The sequence below is a fragment of the Paraburkholderia nodosa genome, assembly GCF_001718195.1.
GTDB lineage: Bacteria > Pseudomonadota > Gammaproteobacteria > Burkholderiales > Burkholderiaceae > Paraburkholderia > Paraburkholderia nodosa_A.
The window spans coordinates 47,962-67,574 of sequence record NZ_MCNV01000002.1; the positions used below are offsets into that span (position 1 = coordinate 47,962).

General features: G+C 66.8%; 18 protein-coding genes. 12 read left to right on the top strand and 6 right to left on the bottom strand.

The genetic code is table 11. The annotated features are described in order from the left end of the window. Positions 1-88 precede the first annotated feature (88 nt). Positions 89-367, top strand: coding sequence for a helix-turn-helix domain-containing protein (locus BFD71_RS03580; RefSeq protein WP_069261934.1), 279 nt, complete (start codon positions 89-91; stop codon positions 365-367). Then, on the top strand, positions 364-1,599 hold the full coding sequence (locus BFD71_RS03585) for a type II toxin-antitoxin system HipA family toxin (protein WP_069261935.1): 1,236 nt from the start codon (positions 364-366) through the stop codon (positions 1,597-1,599). Before BFD71_RS03580 ends, BFD71_RS03585 begins: the two co-directional genes overlap by 4 nt. A gap of 37 nt (positions 1,600-1,636) precedes the next feature. On the opposite strand, the gene BFD71_RS03590 is transcribed toward BFD71_RS03585, so the two are convergent. Both BFD71_RS03590 and ydiK read right to left on the bottom strand, forming a co-directional pair. Beyond that, positions 1,637-4,327, bottom strand: coding sequence for an ATP-dependent Clp protease ATP-binding subunit (locus BFD71_RS03590; RefSeq protein WP_069261936.1), 2,691 nt, complete (start codon positions 4,325-4,327; stop codon positions 1,637-1,639). 199 nt (positions 4,328-4,526) lie between these two features. Beyond that, positions 4,527-5,624 (bottom strand): AI-2E family transporter YdiK, encoded by a 1,098-nt coding sequence (ydiK, locus tag BFD71_RS03595; protein ID WP_083245036.1) that lies wholly within the window; start codon positions 5,622-5,624, stop codon positions 4,527-4,529. Positions 5,625-5,781: 157 nt separating this feature from the next. Between ydiK and surE the strand changes: the two genes are divergently transcribed. Next, the gene (gene surE, locus BFD71_RS03600; protein ID WP_069261937.1) at positions 5,782-6,570 is read left to right on the top strand and encodes a 5'/3'-nucleotidase SurE; all 789 of its coding nucleotides are present in this window, start codon (positions 5,782-5,784) and stop codon (positions 6,568-6,570) included. A gap of 14 nt (positions 6,571-6,584) precedes the next feature. On the opposite strand, the gene BFD71_RS03605 is transcribed toward surE, so the two are convergent. Beyond that, positions 6,585-7,022, bottom strand: coding sequence for an acyl-CoA thioesterase (locus BFD71_RS03605; protein ID WP_069261938.1), 438 nt, complete (start codon positions 7,020-7,022; stop codon positions 6,585-6,587). Between the two features lie 45 nt (positions 7,023-7,067). Beyond that, complete coding sequence (locus BFD71_RS03610; RefSeq protein WP_069261939.1) at positions 7,068-7,658, bottom strand: BPSL1445 family SYLF domain-containing lipoprotein; 591 nt, start codon at positions 7,656-7,658, stop codon at positions 7,068-7,070. Between the two features lie 373 nt (positions 7,659-8,031). Between BFD71_RS03610 and BFD71_RS03615 the strand changes: the two genes are divergently transcribed. The 4 genes from BFD71_RS03615 (at position 8,032) to BFD71_RS41275 (ending at position 12,942) form a co-directional block, all read left to right on the top strand. After that, positions 8,032-8,403 carry a DUF2946 domain-containing protein gene (locus tag BFD71_RS03615; protein WP_069261940.1) on the top strand — a complete coding sequence of 124 codons (372 nt, stop codon included), beginning with the start codon at positions 8,032-8,034 and terminating at the stop codon, positions 8,401-8,403. A gap of 101 nt (positions 8,404-8,504) precedes the next feature. Further along, the gene (locus tag BFD71_RS03620) at positions 8,505-10,901 is read left to right on the top strand and encodes a TonB-dependent receptor (protein ID WP_069261941.1); all 2,397 of its coding nucleotides are present in this window, start codon (positions 8,505-8,507) and stop codon (positions 10,899-10,901) included. Between the two features lie 64 nt (positions 10,902-10,965). Then, positions 10,966-12,468 (top strand): PepSY-associated TM helix domain-containing protein, encoded by a 1,503-nt coding sequence (locus tag BFD71_RS03625; protein ID WP_069261942.1) that lies wholly within the window; start codon positions 10,966-10,968, stop codon positions 12,466-12,468. Positions 12,469-12,585: 117 nt separating this feature from the next. Beyond that, entirely contained in the window at positions 12,586-12,942 is a 357-nt protein-coding gene (locus BFD71_RS41275) for a hypothetical protein (protein WP_069261943.1), read from the top strand. A 76-nt stretch (positions 12,943-13,018) separates the two neighbouring features. Here the strand turns inward: BFD71_RS41275 and BFD71_RS03635 are convergent, their stop codons facing one another. Beyond that, complete coding sequence (locus BFD71_RS03635) at positions 13,019-13,729, bottom strand: SDR family NAD(P)-dependent oxidoreductase (RefSeq protein WP_069261944.1); 711 nt, start codon at positions 13,727-13,729, stop codon at positions 13,019-13,021. A 90-nt stretch (positions 13,730-13,819) separates the two neighbouring features. Further along, positions 13,820-14,761 carry a sterol desaturase family protein gene (locus BFD71_RS03640; RefSeq protein WP_069261945.1) on the bottom strand — a complete coding sequence of 314 codons (942 nt, stop codon included), beginning with the start codon at positions 14,759-14,761 and terminating at the stop codon, positions 13,820-13,822. A gap of 332 nt (positions 14,762-15,093) precedes the next feature. Here BFD71_RS03640 and BFD71_RS03645 point away from each other — a divergent pair, with 332 nt between their 5' ends. The 5 genes from BFD71_RS03645 (at position 15,094) to BFD71_RS03665 (ending at position 19,563) form a co-directional block, all read left to right on the top strand. Next, positions 15,094-16,071 (top strand): hypothetical protein, encoded by a 978-nt coding sequence (locus BFD71_RS03645; RefSeq protein ID WP_069261946.1) that lies wholly within the window; start codon positions 15,094-15,096, stop codon positions 16,069-16,071. Positions 16,072-16,173: 102 nt separating this feature from the next. Further along, positions 16,174-16,479, top strand: a complete 306-nt coding sequence (locus BFD71_RS03650; RefSeq protein ID WP_069262388.1) for a hypothetical protein — start codon at positions 16,174-16,176, stop codon at positions 16,477-16,479. Between the two features lie 16 nt (positions 16,480-16,495). After that, positions 16,496-17,209: a response regulator gene (locus tag BFD71_RS03655; protein WP_069261947.1), complete on the top strand. Its 714-nt coding sequence runs from the start codon at positions 16,496-16,498 to the stop codon at positions 17,207-17,209. After that, positions 17,209-18,606 carry an ATP-binding protein gene (locus tag BFD71_RS03660; protein WP_069261948.1) on the top strand — a complete coding sequence of 466 codons (1,398 nt, stop codon included), beginning with the start codon at positions 17,209-17,211 and terminating at the stop codon, positions 18,604-18,606. Before BFD71_RS03655 ends, BFD71_RS03660 begins: the two co-directional genes overlap by 1 nt. A gap of 189 nt (positions 18,607-18,795) precedes the next feature. Continuing rightward, on the top strand, positions 18,796-19,563 hold the full coding sequence (locus BFD71_RS03665; RefSeq protein ID WP_069261949.1) for a DUF4410 domain-containing protein: 768 nt from the start codon (positions 18,796-18,798) through the stop codon (positions 19,561-19,563). Positions 19,564-19,613: the final 50 nt, after the last annotated feature.

Consider the following 19,613-nt stretch of genomic DNA (forward strand, 5'->3'; position numbering starts at 1 on the left):
ATTGCGCGCATTTTCCGCCACGAATCCCGATTGATTGGATGCGCAGAATTCTGCGCAAGCTGCTGGATAACAACCTATAATGCGCACTATGATGCGCAAAAAACCCGCGAACCTCTCGATTTCCAACGCCGAGCGCCTGGCAGAAGGCCTGCGCGCGACGCGCCGCGAGCGCAAGCTGACCCAGCAGGCCTTGGCGGAGCAGGCCGGCGTCGCCCGTCGCACCGTCACGAACGCCGAACACGCAGGCAACGTCGGCGTACGCGAACTCTGCCGGCTCGTGAACGCGCTCGGCTATGAAGTCGTGCTTCGCCCCATGGATACCGTCATCCTCGAGGACCTGAACGACATATTCAGGGACGACGAATGACTGCGAGCGCCTCATTCGACCTCGAGCGGCTCCTGCGCGAAATCCGCAACCTGGAAGTCCATACGCCGCAGGGACCGAGCGGTCTGCTGGCGCGCGAGAGCCGCTTCGTCTTCAATTACGGCGACGCGCCCGACATGGCCGCCGTATCACTCACCATGCCCGTGCGGCGCCAGAGTTACGCGAGCGGCGACCTGATGGGCATCTTCGCGATGAACCGGCCAGAGGGCTACCTGCGTTTCGTCATCGAGGAACGGCTCGCGCGTTACGGTGCGCCGAGCGACATGTTTCTGCTCTTTCTCGCCGGCACCAATCAAATCGGGCGGCTCACCTATTCCGTGCCGGGAGAGCGGGTGCCGCAGAGCGACGGCGAACGTCTGGACGAATTGCTTTCCTCGCCGTCGGGCCGGCTGTTCGAGCGCCTGATCGACCGCTATGCACTCGGCTCGGGCATCTCCGGCGTGCAGCCGAAGGCGGTCGTCCCGCTCGCCGCAGAAAACGCCCCGCGCCCCGCCGAACACACGGCGCTGCCCCTGCGCACGGTGATCGTGAAGGCCGAAGGCGACGACTTCCCCGGTCTCGCGCGCAACGAATACTTCTGCATGTCGGTGGCGAAAGAGGCCGCGCTCGAAGTCCCCGACTTCTGGCTTTCCGAAGACGGCAAACTCTTCGTCATGTCACGCTTCGACCGCGAGGCGGACGGCACGCCCATCGGATTCGAAGACATGAGCGTGCTCACCGGCAAGGCGAAATACGAGGGCAGCTACGAGATGATCGCCAAGGCCGTGGACATCTATACACGATCGGACCCGGCGCAGAAACGCCGCCTGTTCGAGCGCATCGCCCTCTCGTGCCTGTTGCGCGACGGCGACGCCCACATGAAGAACCTGGGAATCCTCTATATCGATCCGACCGGACCGCGCCGGCTCGCTCCGGTGTTCGACGTGGTCTGCACGGACATCTATCCGGATCTCGATGGGCGCATGGCGCTCGGCCTCAACCGGAGCAAGACGTTCCCGCTGCCGGCGGAACTCCATGCCTTCGCCCGGCGCCTCGGCCTGCGGCAGTCCGAAGGCGAGGAAATCATGAGCCGCCTGCACGGCGCCTATCTCACGGTCGCCGAGCGTTTTGCGCAGGACCGGCGATTCCACGAGGGCGACCTGCTCGCCAGGATCCGGCGGGCCGTCGAACGTCCGGGCGTCAAACCCGTCTCGCGCCCGAAGCTGGTGCGTTAGGCGCGCGAGCACGGGCAACGCCGCCCGGCCGCCTGCATCAGCTTGCGGCCGCCCCCTGCAACGCGAATGCCATGCGTTTGCCCGCCGCGTCGTAACGGCATACGACTTTGGCGCCCTCTTTCACGCCGCCCTTGAGCATTTCCTTCGCCAGCTCGTTCTCCACCGCCTGCTGCATCTTGCGCTTCAACTCGCGCGCGCCGAATTCCGGCCGATATCCCTCCGCCGCGAGGTAATCGATCACGCTGTCGTCGAACGTCAGGTCGATGTCCTGGCTGTGTGCCATCCGCCGGACCTGTTCGAGCTGCAGCCGCACGATCGAGCGCAGCTCGTCGCTCGTGAGCGGCTGGAACATGATGATCTCGTCGATGCGATTCAGGAACTCGGGCCGGAAATGCTGGCGCAGCTCGCCCATCACCGCGCCTTGCATCGACCCTTCTGCGCTCGACAGAAACCCCGGCCCCGAGCGCTTTTGCCCGGAGACCAGGTCGGAGCCGAGATTGCTCGTCGCGATCACGACCGTATTGCTGAAGTCGACCACGCGCCCCTTGCCGTCGGTAAGCCGGCCGTCGTCGAACACCTGCAGCAGCACGTTGTAGACGTCGGCGTGTGCTTTCTCGATTTCGTCGAGCAGGATCACGCAATAGGGTCGGCGGCGCACCTTCTCGGTCAACTGGCCGCCTTCGTCATAGCCGACGTAACCCGGCGGCGAGCCGATCAGCCGCGACACCGCGTGGCGCTCCATGTACTCGCTCATGTCGATGCGCACGATGGCGTCTTCGTCGCCGAACACCACTTCGGCCAGCGCCTTCGCAAGCTCCGTCTTGCCCACGCCGGTCGGCCCGAGGAACAGGAAGACTGCCGTGGGCCGCCGGCCGCGCCGCAGCCCGGCGCGCGAACGGCGCACCGCGTCGCTGACCGCGACGATGGCCTGTTCCTGCCCGATCACACGCTCATGCAGCCGCGCTTCCATTTCGAGCAGCCGCGTGCGCTCCTCGGCGGTCAATTGCGTGACCGGCACGCCCGTGAGCTTCGAGACGATCTCCGCGACGTCTTCGCTCGTCACGTCCGAGGTCACGGTGCCGAGCTGACCTTTCCAGTCGTTGGTGGCCTGCGTGAGCGCCTTTTCCTTGTCGGCGATCGGCTCGTCCAGCGTATGGGCGCGCTCGAAATTTTTGCGCGTCGCCGCGTAGTCCTGCTCGCGCCGCAATTGCGCCAGCTCCGCTTCGAGTTCGAGGATCGCCGCAGGTCGCGAGGTGGCCGAAAGATGCACGCGTGCCGCCGCCTGGTCGACGAGATCGATCGCCTTGTCGGGCAGGAAGCGCCCCATCACGTAGCGGTCCGAGAGCTCGGCCGCCGAAACGAGCGCGTCGTCGCGAATGGTGACGTGGTGATGCACCTCGAGCTTGTCGCGCAAGCCGCGCAGGATGTTGATCGTCTGATCGACGCTCGGCTCGGAGACGAACACGGGCTGAAAGCGCCGCTCGAGCGCCGCGTCCTTCTCGATGTACTTCTGGTACTCGGAGAGCGTCGTGGCGCCGATCAGGTTCAGTTCGCCGCGCGCCATCGCGGGCTTGAAGACATTGGCGATGTCGAGCCCGCCCTCGCCGCCGCCCTGGCCCGCGCCGACGATCATGTGCACCTCGTCGATGAAGAGCACGAGGCTTTCCCGCTGCGCCGAGATTTCCTCCATCACGCTTTTCACGCGCTCTTCGAATTCGCCGCGATACTTCGCGCCCGCGATCAGCCCGTTGACGTTCAGCTCGACGAGGCGCCGCCCGCGCAGCGATTCGGGCACGTCGCCGTTGAGCATGCGTTGCGCGAGGCCTTCGGCGATCGCGGTCTTGCCCACCCCCGGTTCGCCGATCAACACCGGATTGTTCTTGCGCCGGCGCGCGAGCACTTCGACCACGGTCTCGATCTCGCTCGAACGGCCGATCACGGGGTCAAGCTTGCCCTCGCTCGCGAGCGCGGTGAGATCGCGGCTGTATTGGTCGAGCTGCGGCGTCGCGCTCGGCCCCTTCGCGGCGGGACGCTCGCGTTTGTCGCCCTGGGCCTCCACGAGCCGCTGCAATACCTTCTGGGGCGTGACGCCGTAGCGGCCCAGCAGATGGCCCGCAAAACTTTCCGGCACCTGCGTGAGCCCGAAGAGCAGATGCTCCGGCGCAACGTAGCTGTGACCCAGTTCGCGCGAGACGAGAAATGCGCGGTCGAGCGCGCCCTTCAGGCGCGGGGAGACGCCGATACGGCCGTCCTCCCGCGCGGGCGCGCCTTCGCGCTTTTGCGCGTTGGCGTCGATGAACGCGCGCACATCGTCGGGCTGAATGCCGAGGCGCTTGAGGATCGCCGCGCCCGCGTCGTTGCCCGCGAGTTCGTAAAGCAGATGCTCGGTGTCGACTTCGCGCCGCCCGAACTGCACCGCCCGCTCCGCCGCGCGCTGGAGCAATTCACGCGCCACGTCGCTGAAATAGCGTTCGACGATGGCGCCGTCGCCCGCTTCCATGGCCTGTGGCGTAGGTTCAGCCGCCGGGCCGCCCGCATCGTCCGTGCCGTCACCCTGCTGCGAGGCGCGAAACAGCGCCTCCAGCGGGCTCAAGGTCCGTTGATGCCGCGTGAGTTGCGCGTAGTGATAGTCGCAGACATCGAGAAAGCGCCGCCTGCCGTCCTGCAACACGGCGACCCGCACCGTCGCGGGGCGCACGCCGCAGATATCGCAGTTGAACTGAGCCATTTCGTCTCCTTGGAAGCGATGCGCGGTGCGCGCGGTGCGCTGCCCGCGACCAGGAACGGCACGAGGCATGCCCACGCGAGCACCGCATGAATGCTCTAACGAATGCCGAAGCGAAGTTCAGACGTCATCGTAACGTCGAATCGAACTGCGCGTCGGCAAGAGGAGACGTTTGCTAATCGATGGTGTTCGGTGCGCGGCGTCAAACGTCCTGATGGGCGGCCGAACTGGACGCCCCGTGGGCTTGCGCCGCCGGGTCGCGTATCCAGGCGCTCAGCAAGGTGGACGAAACGGCGAGGATCACCGGCCCGATGAAGAGCCCGACGATGCCGAAGGCGAACAGGCCGCCAAGCACGCCGGAGAGAATGAGCAGCATCGGCAGATTGACGCCGCGCCGGATCAGCACCGGACGCACGAGGTTGTCGAGCATGGCGACCATCACCGACCACACCGCGAGCAGGATCGCCGTGACATGCGCGTCGTGCACGAACAGCCAGATCACGCCGCCGAGTAGCGGCAACGTCGGGCCGATCTGCGCGAGACACAGCATGAGCATCACGGCCGTGAGCACGCCCGCGCCCGGCACACCCGCCACCCACAGACCGATGCCGCCCAGCGCCGACTGCAGGACCGCCGTCACGACGATGCCGAGCGCCACCGCGCGGACAGAAGCGCCCGCGAGCTTGACGGCCTGCTCGCCATAAGCGGGAGCCACGCGAATGGCGAAGCGCGTGACATAGTCGGCGGCCTGCTCGCCGTTGCTGTACAGAATGCCCGTGATGATGACGGTGATGAACATGTGCACGACGAACACGCCCACCGAAGCGGCGTGGCCGATCAACCAGTGCGCCGCGATCGAAACGTACGGTTCGAGCTGCGCGAGCAGACCGCCGGGGCCGGCGTCCGAAAACTCCTGCCACTTGGCGGCAATGCGCGGGCCAACCACGGGAATGTCGCTGACCCACTGCGGCGGCGCGGTCAACGCATAGTCGGGCAATTTGCGGATCAGCTCCATGATCTCGCCGCCGTGCACCGCGAGCGTCGAGATGGCTTCATAGAGCGGCAGCACGATCACGACCAGAAGGATCAGCAGCATGATGAGCGTGGCGAGCCAGCGGCGGTTGCCGCAGCGCCTCTCGATGGCTTTCATGGCGGGCCAGGTCGCGACGACGATGGTCGTGGCCCAGATCAGCCCCGGGAGGAACGGGCGCATGACATAGAGGCTGCCGATCGTCAGCGCGCAGAGTATGGCAACAACGAACAGGATGCGGGCCAGGTCCGGCAGGGCTTGCGGCTTCACGTACTTCTCCTCGATGCAGGGCGCGCCTCATGGCGCCGACGCGCTAGTCTATATCGGATAGGCTACGAATCCGTTTCAAAAGTCCCGCACGGCAGCACGGAACGCACTCTGGAATAATGCCCCTTTCCCCCGACCTTGCCACGAAGAAGAGCCAGCCATGACCGCAACCGATACGAAACTGCCCTGCGTGCTCCTCACCAACGACGACGGCATCGATGCGCCCGGCCTCGCCGTACTCGAAGCCGTGGCCGCCGACCTCGCGCACGAAGTCTGGGTCGTCGCGCCCGAGCACGACCAGAGCGGCACCTCGCACTCGATCAGCCTGCATACGCCGCTGCGCGTGAGCCGGCGCGGCGCGCGGCGCTTCGGGGTGCTCGGCACGCCCGGCGATTGCGTGGTGATGGCGGTGCGCCAGCTGATGGGCGACGTGCGCCCTTCGCTCGTGCTCTCGGGCATCAACCGCGGCGGCAACCTCGGCGTGGAGACGATGTTCTCGGGCACGGTGGGCGCAGCCATGACGGGCCTGTTGCTCGGCCTGCCGTCCATCGCCTTGAGCCAGACCTTCCGCGACCGCGAGCGGGTGCGCTGGGACACCGCCCGCGCGCTCGCGCCGGACGTGATTCGCCGCCTCGCCGCCGTCGCGCATGACGCGCCGGTCTGCCTGAACGTGAATTTTCCCGATATCGACGCCAGCGCCGCAGGCCCGCTCACGGTCACGCGCCAGGGCGTCGGGCTCGTGCAGGGCATCGACGTCGTGCCGCAGATCGACCCGCGTGGCATGGACTACCACTGGCTGCGCTTCAATCGCGGCCCGCGCGAAAACGGGCCCGACAGCGAAACGGCCGTGGTGAACTCCGGCCGCGTTTCGGTCACGCCGCTGCATTTCGAACGCACCGACGAAAAAACGTTTGTCACGTTGCAAGCGGCACTCGGCGCTGCCGCCTGAACGTGGTCCAATGATCAATCGCGCGCGGCGGCCGTCATCGCCCGCGCGATCGCATCGCGAATGTCCTCAGGAATGCCAATCGACTTGTGAGTGTCGAGCGAGGTGGTCACGATGGTCTGGCGTGCCGCCATGCGCAGCACGCCGTCCACGCCCGTGCAGGCCCACGCGAGCGTGAGCGACGCCCCGCCCAGGCGCTCGACGTCGAGCGAGAGCCAGACCTCGTCGCCCATCTTGCTGACCGCCTTGAAATCCACTTCGAGCCGCACGGTCGGCATGCCCACGCGACGAGCGCCTATCACGCCGTGATAGCCCTCCTGCGGCAACAACTCGTCGATCCACGATTCGACGAGATCGTTGAAGAGGACGAAATACTGCGGATAGAACACGATCCCGGCGGGATCGCACTCCGAGAAGTGAATCTTGTGTTTGCGGCGGTACGTGGGCATCGCCATGCGTGTGTCTCCTTTCATGCCAACTCGTCACTGCGCGCGGCAGCGTCAAATGACGAGCCGCGACACCTTCACGCCTTCCAGCGACACCCCGGCCATGAGGCCCGCGTTGGTCAGCACGAACGCTTCCACGGGGCTCGTCGCGGTCGAGGTATCGACATTGCCGTTCGCGCCCACCGTGACGAGCGCAACCGTGGCGTCTGCACCTGCCGACCACCCCTGGCTGCTCGTGAAATCGTTGAGCGCGACCGGGTTCATGAACGCGAAGATGATGGCTTTGGACTGCGCGCCGATCTGCAGGCCGAACGAGCCCGCAATGGTGCTGTAGTAGCCCGTCGTGCGGCCATCCACGCGCAGCGCGCCGGTGCCGTACTGACCGCCGATCCAGAAACCTGCCGAAAGCACCTGCGGAAAGACGAGCACGCCGCTCGCCTTCGAGACCAGCTCCTGCGACCCGCTCACCGTGCTGAAGAGGCGCGAGAGCGTGGCGTCGACGCCCGCGTCGATCGAATTGCGCTTCGCCGTGTTTTGCGAGGCGCTGTTCTGCGTGCCGAGCGGCGTGGTCGTGCAGCCGGCAAGCGCGAGGCCGCTGGCGGCCAGAGCGGCACTGGAGCTGAGAAGAAATTGACGTCGGCGCATTACGTGGTTTTCCTGTGCAAATGGGGCTTCGGGTGCCCGCGCCGGCCCGCTCGTGGACATCCGGGCCGTGCGCAAAGCGCTACAGGATAGCGCGCATGGCCGTCGCCGGGGCAAACCCGCAATCCGGCGCGTGGGCACCGGCCGCCCGCGGCGGCCATGACCGCTCATCCTTGGGGGTATAGGACCATGCAGCGGGCATCGAGTTCGCGCGAAGAGGTAAGGAAATCCCCAGCCGCGGGCGTTTCGATGCCACGCAACGGCGTCGACGGACGCGACATCGCACCGCGCTTATTGCCATCCTCAGGGCCGCGGGCGCGCGTGCGCAAACGCGAAAGGCCGTGTTAGACTCCGCCGCGCAATCATTCTCATTCTCATGAATTCACGCAAGCATTCACTGCTGACCGCATGGCTTGGCCTCGTCGCCATGTGGCTCATCGTGCTTGCGCCGCTCGTGAGCCAGCTCGTCGCCGCGCAGCACGCGCATGAGCCGGACGCCACGCTCTGCTCGGCCGTGCAGCCGGTGCAGTCCGGTAGCGCGCCGCATCTTTCGCACGACGACGCATTCGGCGCCTGCGGCTACTGCCATCTGCTCGAGCATCATGTGGCGATGGCTTCGGTCGCCGCGCCCGCTCCGCTTGCCGCCCTCGTGCTCGCCCGCGAGACGATCGCGCCGCCCGTCACCCACGACCTCCCCTTAGGCGCCTTCCCTTCGGGCAGGCCGCGCGCCCCACCCGTCCTTTCCTGAGTTACGCCTTTACCAGCCGGTCGACCGCGATCTGATCGCGTGCCCAACGAGCACGCACGACACGCGCGACTGCTCGATTCCCGTTTCCAGGAAAGCATTTCATGTCCACGCTCACCACGCGTGGCGCTGGCGTTCGCTCGCGCGAACGCGCAACGCCGCGCGCGCTGCGGCATGCCGGGCGCCTCGCGCTCGCCATGCTGCCGCGCGTCTTGCCGCTGCCTCTCGTTGCACCCGTCGTCTTTCATGCAGCCCATGCTGCCGAGGCGCAAGCCGCCGATGCCGCCTCGGCCACCACGCTGCCCACCGTCACGGTCAGCGCCTCCGCTGGCAGCGCCGCGGCGCCCGCCGTCGATCCCAACCTGCCCGCGACGGTGGAAACCGTCACGCCCGCGCAATTCGCGAACTGGAACGTCGTCAACACGGAGGACGTGCTCAAGTACCTGCCCAATCTCGCCGTACGCAAGCGCTACGTGGGCGATCTGAACTCGATCATCGCCGTGCGCGGCACGAGCAATACGCAAAGCGCGCGCGGTCTCGTCTATGCCGACGGCCTGCTGCTCTCGAACCTGCTCGGCAACAGTTACAGTTTTCCGCCACGCTGGTCGATGGTGTTCCCCGACCAGATCCAGCAAGTGGATGTGATCTACGGGCCGTATTCCGCGCTCTATCCCGGCAACTCGCTCGGCGCCACTGTGCTCATCACCACGCGCATGCCGAAGGCGTTCGAAGCGACCGCGGACGTAAAGGCGTTCACCCAGCATTTCAGCCTCTTCGGCGTAAACCAGAACTTCAACGGCAGCGAGATGAGCGCTTCGATCGGCGACCGCATCGGCAAGTTCTCGTATCTGCTTGGCGTGAACCACCTGGAGAACACGAGCCAGCCGCTGCAGTTCGCCACGCTTGCGCAGTCGACGAAGCCCGCGCAACCGGGCGACGTGCCCGTGCGTGGCGCGTACTTCTACAACAACCAGACGAACACGCCCACGGTCGTGCTCGGCGTGAACGGCGAAGGCATGCAGCACACGGTGCAGGACCAGTTCAAGCTGCGCATGCAGTACGACTTCACGCCCACCGTGCAAGGCGGCGTGACGCTCGGCTACTGGCACCAGACCTACAACAACGCCACCTCGACCTTCCTTTACGACGCGAACGGCAACCCCGTGTACAGCGGCAAGGTGTCGATCAACGGCTACGAGTACACCATTCCCGCCGCCGCGTTCGCACCGAGCCGCGGCTGGAGCGAAAACTGGCTGTATGGCGCGACGCTGCGCACCCATCAGGCGACCGGCTGGAACGCTGAAGCCATTGCCTCGTACTACGACGTAAGCAACAGCGTGGCGCGCACGGCGAATGCGGGCGGACCCGGCAACGGTCCCGGCGTCATGACGCTGGGAGGCGGCACCGGCTGGAAGACGCTCGACCTCAAGACGACGTGGACGCCGGCCACACCCGACGCCGGACTCGCCGCCCACTGGCTCACCATCGGCTATCACTACGACGATTACGCGCTCGACAACCGCACGTACAACACGCTCGCGTGGCGCGACGGCGGTGCGAACAGTTTCGCCAACGCCTTCGCGGGCAAGACCGAAACCCAGGCGCTCTATGCACAGGACGCCTGGCGCTTCCTGCCACGCTGGAAGCTCGTGTACGGCGTGCGCTACGAGAATTGGCGCGCCTTCGACGGCTATCAGGCGCTCGGCAGTGTGAACGTGCCTTATGCGAACGTGGGCGACCATCACTTCTCGCCGAAAGCTTCGCTCTCGTTCGACGTGACCGACGACCTCACGCTGCGTGCATCGATTGCGCGCGCCTACCGCTTCCCGACTGTGAGCGAGTTGTTCCAGGGGCAGGTGAACGGCTCGTCCATCGTCAACAACAATCCGAACCTGCGCCCCGAGGACGATCTCTCGAAGGAACTGAGCGCCGAATGGGCGCACTGGAACGGCCTGTTCCGCCTGACGCTCTTTCAGGACGACGTAAAGAACACGATCTTTAGCCAGACCGATACGACGGTCATTCCGAACGTCACGAACTTCCAGAACATCGGCAAGGTGCGCTCGCGCGGCGTGGAAACGAGCTATCAGGGAGAAGACGTCATCGTGCGCGGGCTCGATCTCGCGGCGAGCGTGGCCTATACGCAGTCGAAGATCCTGGAGAACGCGCAGAATCCGGCGAGCGTCGGCAAGTACTTCTATCGCATTCCGCTGTGGCGCGCGAATCTCGTCGCGACCTACCGGTTCGACGCGCGCTCCGCGCTCACGCTCGCCGCGCGCTACTCGGGGCGCCAGTACAACACGCTCACGAACACGGACACGAACCCGAACGTATTCGGCGGCACGAGCACCTACACGGTCGCCGACGTGAAGTACACCTTCCGGCCGACGAAGAAGAGCGAGATAGGCGTGGGCATCGACAACCTGTTCGACGCGCGCTACTTCGTCTATCACCCGTATCCCGGCCGTACCTACTACCTCGTAGCGAAGCTCGGCATTTGAGCGGCTCGTTTTCGTTTGAATCATCCATGCATTCGAGCCGTGCCGGCTCGACAGGGAGTCCCCGATGTCCACGATATCCGACCCGGTCAGCGCACCGCCTGCCCACGCGGCGCAGTCCGGCTACTGCACGCTGTGGCGCTGGCATTTTTACGCCGGCCTCTTCGTCATGCCCTTGCTGCTCGTGCTCGCCATTACGGGCACGATCTACTGTTTCCAGCCGCAGATCGAACCGCTGCTTTACCCGCATCGGCTGGTGGTCGCGCCGGCGGCGACACCGCGCCTGCCCGTGGATACACTGCTGGCCCGCGCGCGAGCCGCGCTGCCGCCCGACGCGCGGGCGCTGCGCGCGCACATCGAGTCGAATCCCGCGCGCAGTGCCGAATTCGTTTTCGCGCTGCCCGGCGGGACCAAAGGGAGCGTCTACGTGAATCCCTATGATGGCGCAGTGCTCGGCACGCTCGACGTCGATCGCCGCTTCATGCAGGTCGACCGCATGCTGCATCGCAAGCTCTTGCTCGGCAAGCCCGGCGAGCTGCTGATGGAACTGGCCGCCTGCTGGACGCTGGTGATGATCGCCACCGGCATTGCGCTCTGGTGGCCGCGCGCGGGTGCGTCGTGGCGCGCCGCGCTGCTGCCTCGCTTCGCCGCGCGCGGGCGGCCGTTCTGGAAGAGCGTGCACGCGAGCGTCGGCATCTGGCTCGCCGTGGGCGCGCTCGCGTTCGTGTTGAGCGGCTTGCCGTGGACCGGCTCGTGGGGCAAGCAGTTCAAGGCGCTCGCCACGCGCGCGAGCCTCGGCGCGCCGCGCGGCGCGTGGGCCGGCGGTCTCGCGCTGAAGTCGGCCTTGCCGGGTGCGCCGGCAGCAGCTAGCGGCGCAGCGGCGAATCCTCCCGCAAGCCACGCCGATCGACAAGAACACAGCGGAGAGCACGCGGGGCACGACATGGCGTCGATGCCAGGCATGGTGATGGACGACATGCCGCTGCCGCTCGTGCCCTGGGCCGTCGGCGCGGCTCCCGTGCCGCACTCGCCCGACGCGTCCGGCGCATCGCAACACTGGACGCTCGCCCAGGTCGTCGCCCAGATGCGCGATCTCGGCTTGCGCGACGGTTACGACATCGTGCTGCCCGCCACGGCCGATGGCGTCTACACGGTCTCGTATTTTCCGCCCGATCCGAAAGCGGAACGCACCGTGTATATCGACCAATACAGCGGCGCCGTGCTCAAGGACATTCGCTATGACGATTACGGCGCAGTTTCGAAGGCCATTTCATATGGCACATCGCTGCACATGGGCCGCTACTTTGGCCTCGCCAACCAGTTGATCTGCGCGGCGATTTCGCTGGGCCTCGGCGCGCTCGCGGTGACGGGCTTCGTGATGTGGTGGCTACGCCGCCCCGCCCGCGCGAAGGGCGCATCGATGTTGGCGGCGCCCTCACGCGAGCGCGCCGCGCCCCCGCTGCGCGCCTGGAAGACCGGTCTCGTGCTGCTCGGCATCGTGTTTCCGCTGATGGGCGCGACGCTCGTGGCGGTCTGGCTGTTCGACCGCGCAGCCTTCCGACGTGCCTAGAAGCTGCCGTCGTGCCGGCGTCGGCGGCAGCCGCGGCCCTGCGGTAATCTGCGGACACAAATACGTCTGAACCTGGCTGCGCCAAATGGTTTCAAACGTAGATATGCGGAGATTATCGTGTTGCGGCGAATTTCAGCGCTCGGCGCGGCCGCGGTGCTTGCGGGCTGCGCGGTCGCGCCCTATCCCGGTTACCCCGGGTACTACGGCTATGACTACGGCTACCCGTACGACGCGGGCTATCCGTACGCCTACGGTTACGACTACTACCCCGGCTATTTCGGCGGCGGCTATGGCGGCATCGCAATTTGGGGCGGTGGCGGCGGATGCTGCTATCACCACGGCTGGCACGGCGGTGGCCATGGCGGCGGCTGGCACGGTGGCGGTGGACACGGCGGCGGCTGGCATGGAGGCGGTGGCGGCACGTGGCAAGGCGGCGGCGGTGGCAGGGGGGCCGGCGGCGGCCACGGCCACTAACCCGTCACAGCGCGACCACAGCGGGACCACTCTGTTGAAGCGGTCCGTATACCGTGCGTGTCAGCGCGGCGCGCGCTTATACGCGCCCGTTCACCGGAATCAGCGCTCCCGTAATCGCCTGCGCGTCCTCGCTCAGCAAGAACGCGATCACCGTAGCGATCTCGCGCGGCTGCACCCAGCGCGTGAAATCGGCGTCCGGCATGTCGGCGCGGTTTTGCGGCGTGTCGATGATGCTCGGCAAGATCGCGTTCACCGTCACACCCTTGTCCTTCAGCTCTTCCGCGAGCGCTTCCGTCAAACGCGCCACGCCCGCCTTCGACGCCGAATACGCGCCCATGCCGAGCCCCGCCTTGAGTCCCGCGCCTGCGCCGATGTTGACCACACGCCCCGCGCCGCTCTTCACGAGATGAGGCAGCGCGGCCTTCGAGGCATTGAGCGCCGTCTTCACGTTCAAATCGAACATCAAATCCCACGTGCGCGCGTCGCCGTCGCCGATAGTCTCCCACCGGAACGCGCCCGCCACGTTGACGAGCGCGTCGAGCCCGCCGAGTCTCTCCTGCAATGCGCCGAAGGCAGTCTGGGCCGCCTTCGCGTCGACGAGATCGACGCCGCCCATGGGCAGCGCGTTCGCGAGCGCGGCGGGCAGCGCCGCCGCTTCGGGGGCCGCGCCGCGGCCGATCAGCGCCACGCGGGCGCCGCGTTCGGCCAGCAATTGCGCCGTCGCCAGACCCAGGCTGCCGAAGCCGCCCGTCACCGCGACCACTTTGCCGTTCAGACCATTTTCCATGCTCTTATTCCTTTGCTAACCTGAATTCGATGCGGCCCGCGATCGATGCGGGCGCCGCTGGCGCCACGTTACGCGAGCCGCGGCCTTCCATCAACCGGCGCGCGGGCGTCCGCGTGAAACCTCCGCGCGTACCGTGGCGAGCGCGTGCTGCTTGCGCAGGTTCTCCGTGGTGTCGCCGCCGCCGTCCGCGCGCCAGCCCGGCGGCAGGAAAACATAGCGCACGGCGGTCCAGATGTCCTTCGCCATCACGACGTCGCGTGCGAGCGTCTCCCAGTGTTCCAGTTCGACGACGAACGGATTGCGCGAGCGCACGGGCGTCACGAGCCCGTAGCGGCAAGGCTCTTCGGCACGTTCCGGCACGTAGGTACCGAACAGGCGGTCGAAAATGATCAGGACTCCGCCATAGTTGGCATCGAGATAGTCGACGTTCGAAGCGTGGTGCACGCGGTGGTTGGACGGCGTGTTGAACACGTACTCGAGCCAGCCGAGTTTCGGAATCCACGTGTTGTGCAGCCAGAACTGATAGAGCAGATTGAGCGAGAGGATGGCGAGCACGACTTCGGGCCGCACGCCGAGCCACACGAGCGGCCCGAAGAACATGGCCGGGCCGGTCAGCTTCCCGGTCCATCCCAGCCGGTAGGCAGACGAAAGCGTCAACTGGTTCGGCGAATGGTGCACGGCATGCGTGGCCCAGAAGAAGCGGATGCGGTGCGAAGCGCGGTGATACCAGTAATAGCAGAACTCCTGACCGATGAAGAGCAGCAGCACGAGCGCAACCGTGTCGATATTCAGTGTGAAGAGCCGATGCTCCCACGCGAAATCCAGGATCGGCGCGGCGAGAGAAAGCGGCAGGAACGCGAGGAGCTTGCGGCCCGCGAGGTCGGCGAGCGAAAGCCCAACCTCAGACCAATCGAATGCGGCCTCTCCCGCCGCTTCGCGGCGCTTCCTGAACGTGAGCACGCACGCCTCGATCAGCGAGACGGCAACGACGAACAGCGTGACATAGAACGCGAGTTTTCCTGTAGTGAGCATGATGGATCGTGTGCATTGAGCGCGTCTTGCGCGGTGAAGAAAGACGCGTGTTGCACGCAGGAGTCGCGGCGTCGCGTCGGATGAAGGGCACTGTAGTGGCGCCCAACGGGAAAAACCACGCGCAAAGTATGTCGGGATATGTCACGCGCCACGCGCGCGAAACACCTCGATACGCCCGCCGCGCCGCGTGCGCGGGGAGGGCGCGCCAGCGGCCCCGCGACGTGTAACACCGTGACATGGTTTACGACGCGACTTGCGCCTGGCCCAGCCCTATAGTTCGTTCCGCTAACACGCCGCAGCGTGCCTCCCGAAACGAACCGCAAGGACCTCTGATGAAAACGCTCCCCCTCGTCGTCGCCGCGCTCATCGGCTTCGCCAGCGCCCCCGCTTTCGCCGGCTGGTCCGGCCACGGCACGGCATACACGCCGCACGGCACGTACAACGGCGCGCACTACGGTTCCTGCAGCGGCGGCACCTGCTCGCATGCGGGCGGCGTGGCCGGTCCCTGGGGCGGCGTCGCCACCAACAGCGGCTCCGTCACCCGCACCGCGCCGGGCCAGTTCAGCAACAGCGGCACGGCCTACGGTCCGAACGGCCGCTCGGTCCAGCATTCGGGCGATACGAGCTGCGCGGGCGGCACCTGCTCGCACACTGGCTCGCTCAACGGCTCGGATGGCCGCAGCGCGAGCACCGCGGGCAGCGTGACGCGCACGGCGCCGGGCCAGTACTCGTCGACGGGCACGGTCACGACGGGCAACGGCAACACCTACGGGCACTCGGCGTCCACGAGCTGCGCGGGCAACACGTGCAATCGCTCGGGCACCGTCACCGGCACGCAGGGCGGCAGCGTCTACCACTCGGGCAGCGCCACGGGCGTCGGAACCGGCGTGGTGACCACGGGCGGCGGCACGACCGTTGTCCATGGCGGCACCGTGACCACCGGCACGGTAACGACCTCGGGCACGACGGTCGCCGTCGTCGGCGCCCCGGTCCCCGTGCCCGCGCCGGTCTTCGTCACGCCGCCGCCGCCCAGCACCACGGTGTATGTCGCCCCGCCGCCGCCCGCCCCCAAGACGGTCGTCGTCGCGCCCGCACCTGCACCGCAGACGGTTTATGTCGCGACTCCTGCACCGAAGACCGTCTATGTCGCGCCTCCCGCACCGAAGGTCGTCTACGTGGCGCCGCCGGCACCCAAGGTCGTCTATGTTGGCCAGCCGCTGCCGCGCGCCGTGTACATCGCCCCGCGCCCCGCCGTGTGGATTCCCGGCCACTGGGTCGGCCGCGTGTGGGTCCCGGCTCACTGGGCCTGAACCATCACTGGCGGCTGCGGATTCGCATGACCCGCAGCCGCCCGCCTCATTCGCTTGATCGACCGGCCGGCGAGCTACGTCGGCCACCTCACGGAGAACACCATGAAGAAGATGATCGCTGCCCTCGTTTTGTGTATCGTTTCAGCAGCGGTTTGCGTGCCGGCATCGGCTCAGGCCTTGCCGGACGGCTCAGGCGACAGCGCGCGCGTCGAACGCATGATGGCGCAGCTGCAAGGGCGTTTCGCCGCCGCGAACACGACGCACGACGGCAAGCTCACGCGCGAGCAGGCGCAGGCGGGTATGCCGAAGGTCGCGCAGCACTTCGACGAAATCGACACGCAAAAGGCCGGCTTCGTCACCCTCGCGCAGATCGAGGACTTCATGCGAGCGCGCGCAGCAGCCCGATGAACGCCGGAGGCGTCACATGGAGCAGGCAAACAGGATCATCGTGCTCGACGACGAAGCCGAACTGCGCAACATGCTGCAGCGCTTTCTCACGAGCCAGGGTTTCGAGGTACGCGCCGTCGCCGACGGCAAGCGCCTCGACCGCCTGCTCCAGCGTGAGCCCTACGACCTCCTCGTGCTCGATCTCATGATGGAGCCCGAAGACGGCCTCACCGTATGCCGACGCCTGCGCGCCGAAGGCCAGACGCTGCCGATCCTCATGCTCACCGCGAAAGGCGATGCCGCCGACAAGGTGATCGGCCTTGAAACCGGCGCCGACGACTATCTCGCCAAGCCGTTTCTCCCCGACGAACTGGTCGCGCGCATTCGCGCCCTGTTGCGTCGCCAGAAGATGGCCTCGGGCGAGCCCACGGTCACCTCGCAAATGCTGCGCTTCGGCGACTTTCAGTTCGACGTTGGCAAACAAACGCTCTACCGCGACGGCACGCCCATCGAAGTCCACTCGGCGCAGATGCTGCTGCTTCACGCGCTCGGCTCGTCGCCGAATCGCGCTGTGAGCCGCGACAACCTGCTCGCCCGCGCGCGCGGACGCGACCACAGCGCGCTCGACCGCAGCGTGGACGTGCAGATCCTGCGCCTGCGCCAGATCGTCGAGGACGATCCCGCCAAGCCGCGCTTCATCAAGACCGTCTGGGGCATCGGCTACATGCTGGTGGCCGGCGTCGAATCGTAATGCGCTTGCGCCTGCCGCGCTCGCTGCTCTCGCGCAACATCGCGCTGCTGGTGGCGCTCGTCGCGCTCTCGCAGATCTGCTCGCTCGTCGTCCTGCTGCACTTCGTGCAGCGCCCACGCATCGAACGCGCCTCGATCATCTTCGCCGATTACGTCAAGCTGCTCGACACCACGCTCGCGTCCATGCCACCCGACGAAGGGCGCGCGGCGGCCGCGCGGTTCGATGCGCGCCGTGCGGCGCCGCCACAAGCGTCGAGCGAGGCGCAGCCGAGTCTCGTCGACTTTTTCCGCACCTGGCAGCGCGACGTGTTCGTCGAAGCGCTGCAAAGCCATCTGCCGCCCGAGTTGCTGGTGCGCTGGGACGCGAGTCACGACGAGACCGTACCCGCCGCGGCTGGCGAAGCCGCCCAGGAGCGCCTGTGGATCCGCCTTCACGCAGCGGGCGAACCGGTCTGGATCGCCCTGCCGGTGACCGCCGACGCGCGAGCGAGCGGCATCACTACGGCGTTGATCCTCTCCGCCGCGCTCGCGCTGCTCGCCGCGCTCACCGGCTACCTGTTGCAGCGCCACATCAACCGCCCGCTGCGCAAACTCGCGCGCGCGGCGCGGCGCGTGAGCGCAGGCGAAACGCCGCCGCCACTGCCGACCAACGGCCCGACCGAAATCGCCCAGGTGAGCCACGCCTTCAACCAGATGACCGAAGCGCTGAAGCAGGCTGAGGCCACGCGCGCGCTGATGCTGGCCGGCGTCTCGCACGACATCCGCACGCCACTCACGAAACTGCGCCTTGCGATTGCGATGGCGCTGCCGCGCGGCAGCAACGACGCGCTCGTGGCCTCGTCCGAGAGCTATCTGGACCAGATCGACACGATCCTCCAGCAGTTCATGGACTACGCAGGCAGCGGCGAGCGCGAAGCGCCGCAACCGGGCGACCTCAACGCGCTCGCGGGCCAACTCGTTGCCGACTTCGCGGGGCTCGGGCACGAATTCGATTTCGACGAGGGTGAATTGCCGGTTTTCGCGTTCCGGCCCATCGCGGTTATGCGTCTGCTGATGAATCTCATGCAGAACGCCGTGAACTATGGCCGCACAGGTCTGACGATTCGCACGTGGCGCGACGACGACACCGCCTGCGTGATCGTTGCCGACCGTGGCAACGGCATCCGCGCCGAGGAACTGGAGCGCCTCAAATCGCCCTTCAGCCGCGGCGCGAACGCCCGTACTCATTCGGGCGGATCGGGCCTCGGGCTTGCCATCGTCGAGCGGATCGCGCGGCTGCACGGCGGCTCGCTCACCTTCCGCGACCGCGAAGGCGGCGGCCTCGAAGCCGTCGTGCGCCTGCCGCTGAACCGTCCCTCGTCGAGTCGGAACGGCGCGCCGCCGGCCGTGCGCCCATGACATGACTCGACATAATTTGCGCGTGGATTTCGTGCGCCCTTCCCCCCATACTTGCGCCTGAGCCTGAGCAACGGAGCAGAACAAACCGAAGCCCAGACGCCGAAGCACCCTGGTCGATAGTTCGCCATCCTGAATAAATTGCGAGTATCGGCAGAAACGAGACACTCTTTCAGGTAAAAGGACATCGACATGCAAACGATCATCAACTTCCTCGTCAACAAGGCCAAGCGCATCGCGGGCACCACGTTCCTCGCCGGCGCGCTGTTCGCGAGCGGCTGCGCGTCGGCCGCGCCGGTCGTGCAGACGAACGGCCCGCTCCCGCAACTGCACGCCGACGTCGTCTACGTCTACACGTTCGACGCCGCCGCCGACCAGGTGAAGCTCGACAGCACCGGCATGCTGCACAAGCTCAAGACGATGACGAGCGGCGAGTCGTCGGCGCAGCAGCAACAGCAGGCCGCGCTGCAAACGCGCGAGCATCTCGCCGATCAGCTCGTGAGCGAACTTCAGAAAATGGGCCTGCCCGCCGTGCGCATGGACGGTCCCGCACCCGCTGGCCACAACGCGTTGATCGTGGAAGGCCGCATCGACACGATGGACGCGGGCAGCAGCCGCCGCCGCATGCTGATTGGTCTCGGCGCGGGCAAGAGCGAAGTGGGCGCGACGATCGCGGTGCTGTTCCAGCCCGCCAACGGCGGCGAACCGCAACCGCTCCTGAGCTTCCAGACGAAGTCGGATAGCGGCCATATGCCTGGCATGGCCGAGACGGCGGGCGTGGGCGCGGCGGCTGGCCATGTGGCGACGGCCGCGGTGGTGGGCGGCGGTCTGCACGGCGCCTCGGAGGCGAAGCGCGACACGCTCTCGTCGGATGCCGGCAAGCTGGCCCGCTCGATTGCGAAGGAAATCACGCAAATCAGCACGCAGAACGGCTGGATGGCAACGACGACGAAGAGCTGATACGGAGGAAGCGCGCTGCGCAGCGCAAGGATACGTGCCCTTTACGGCGA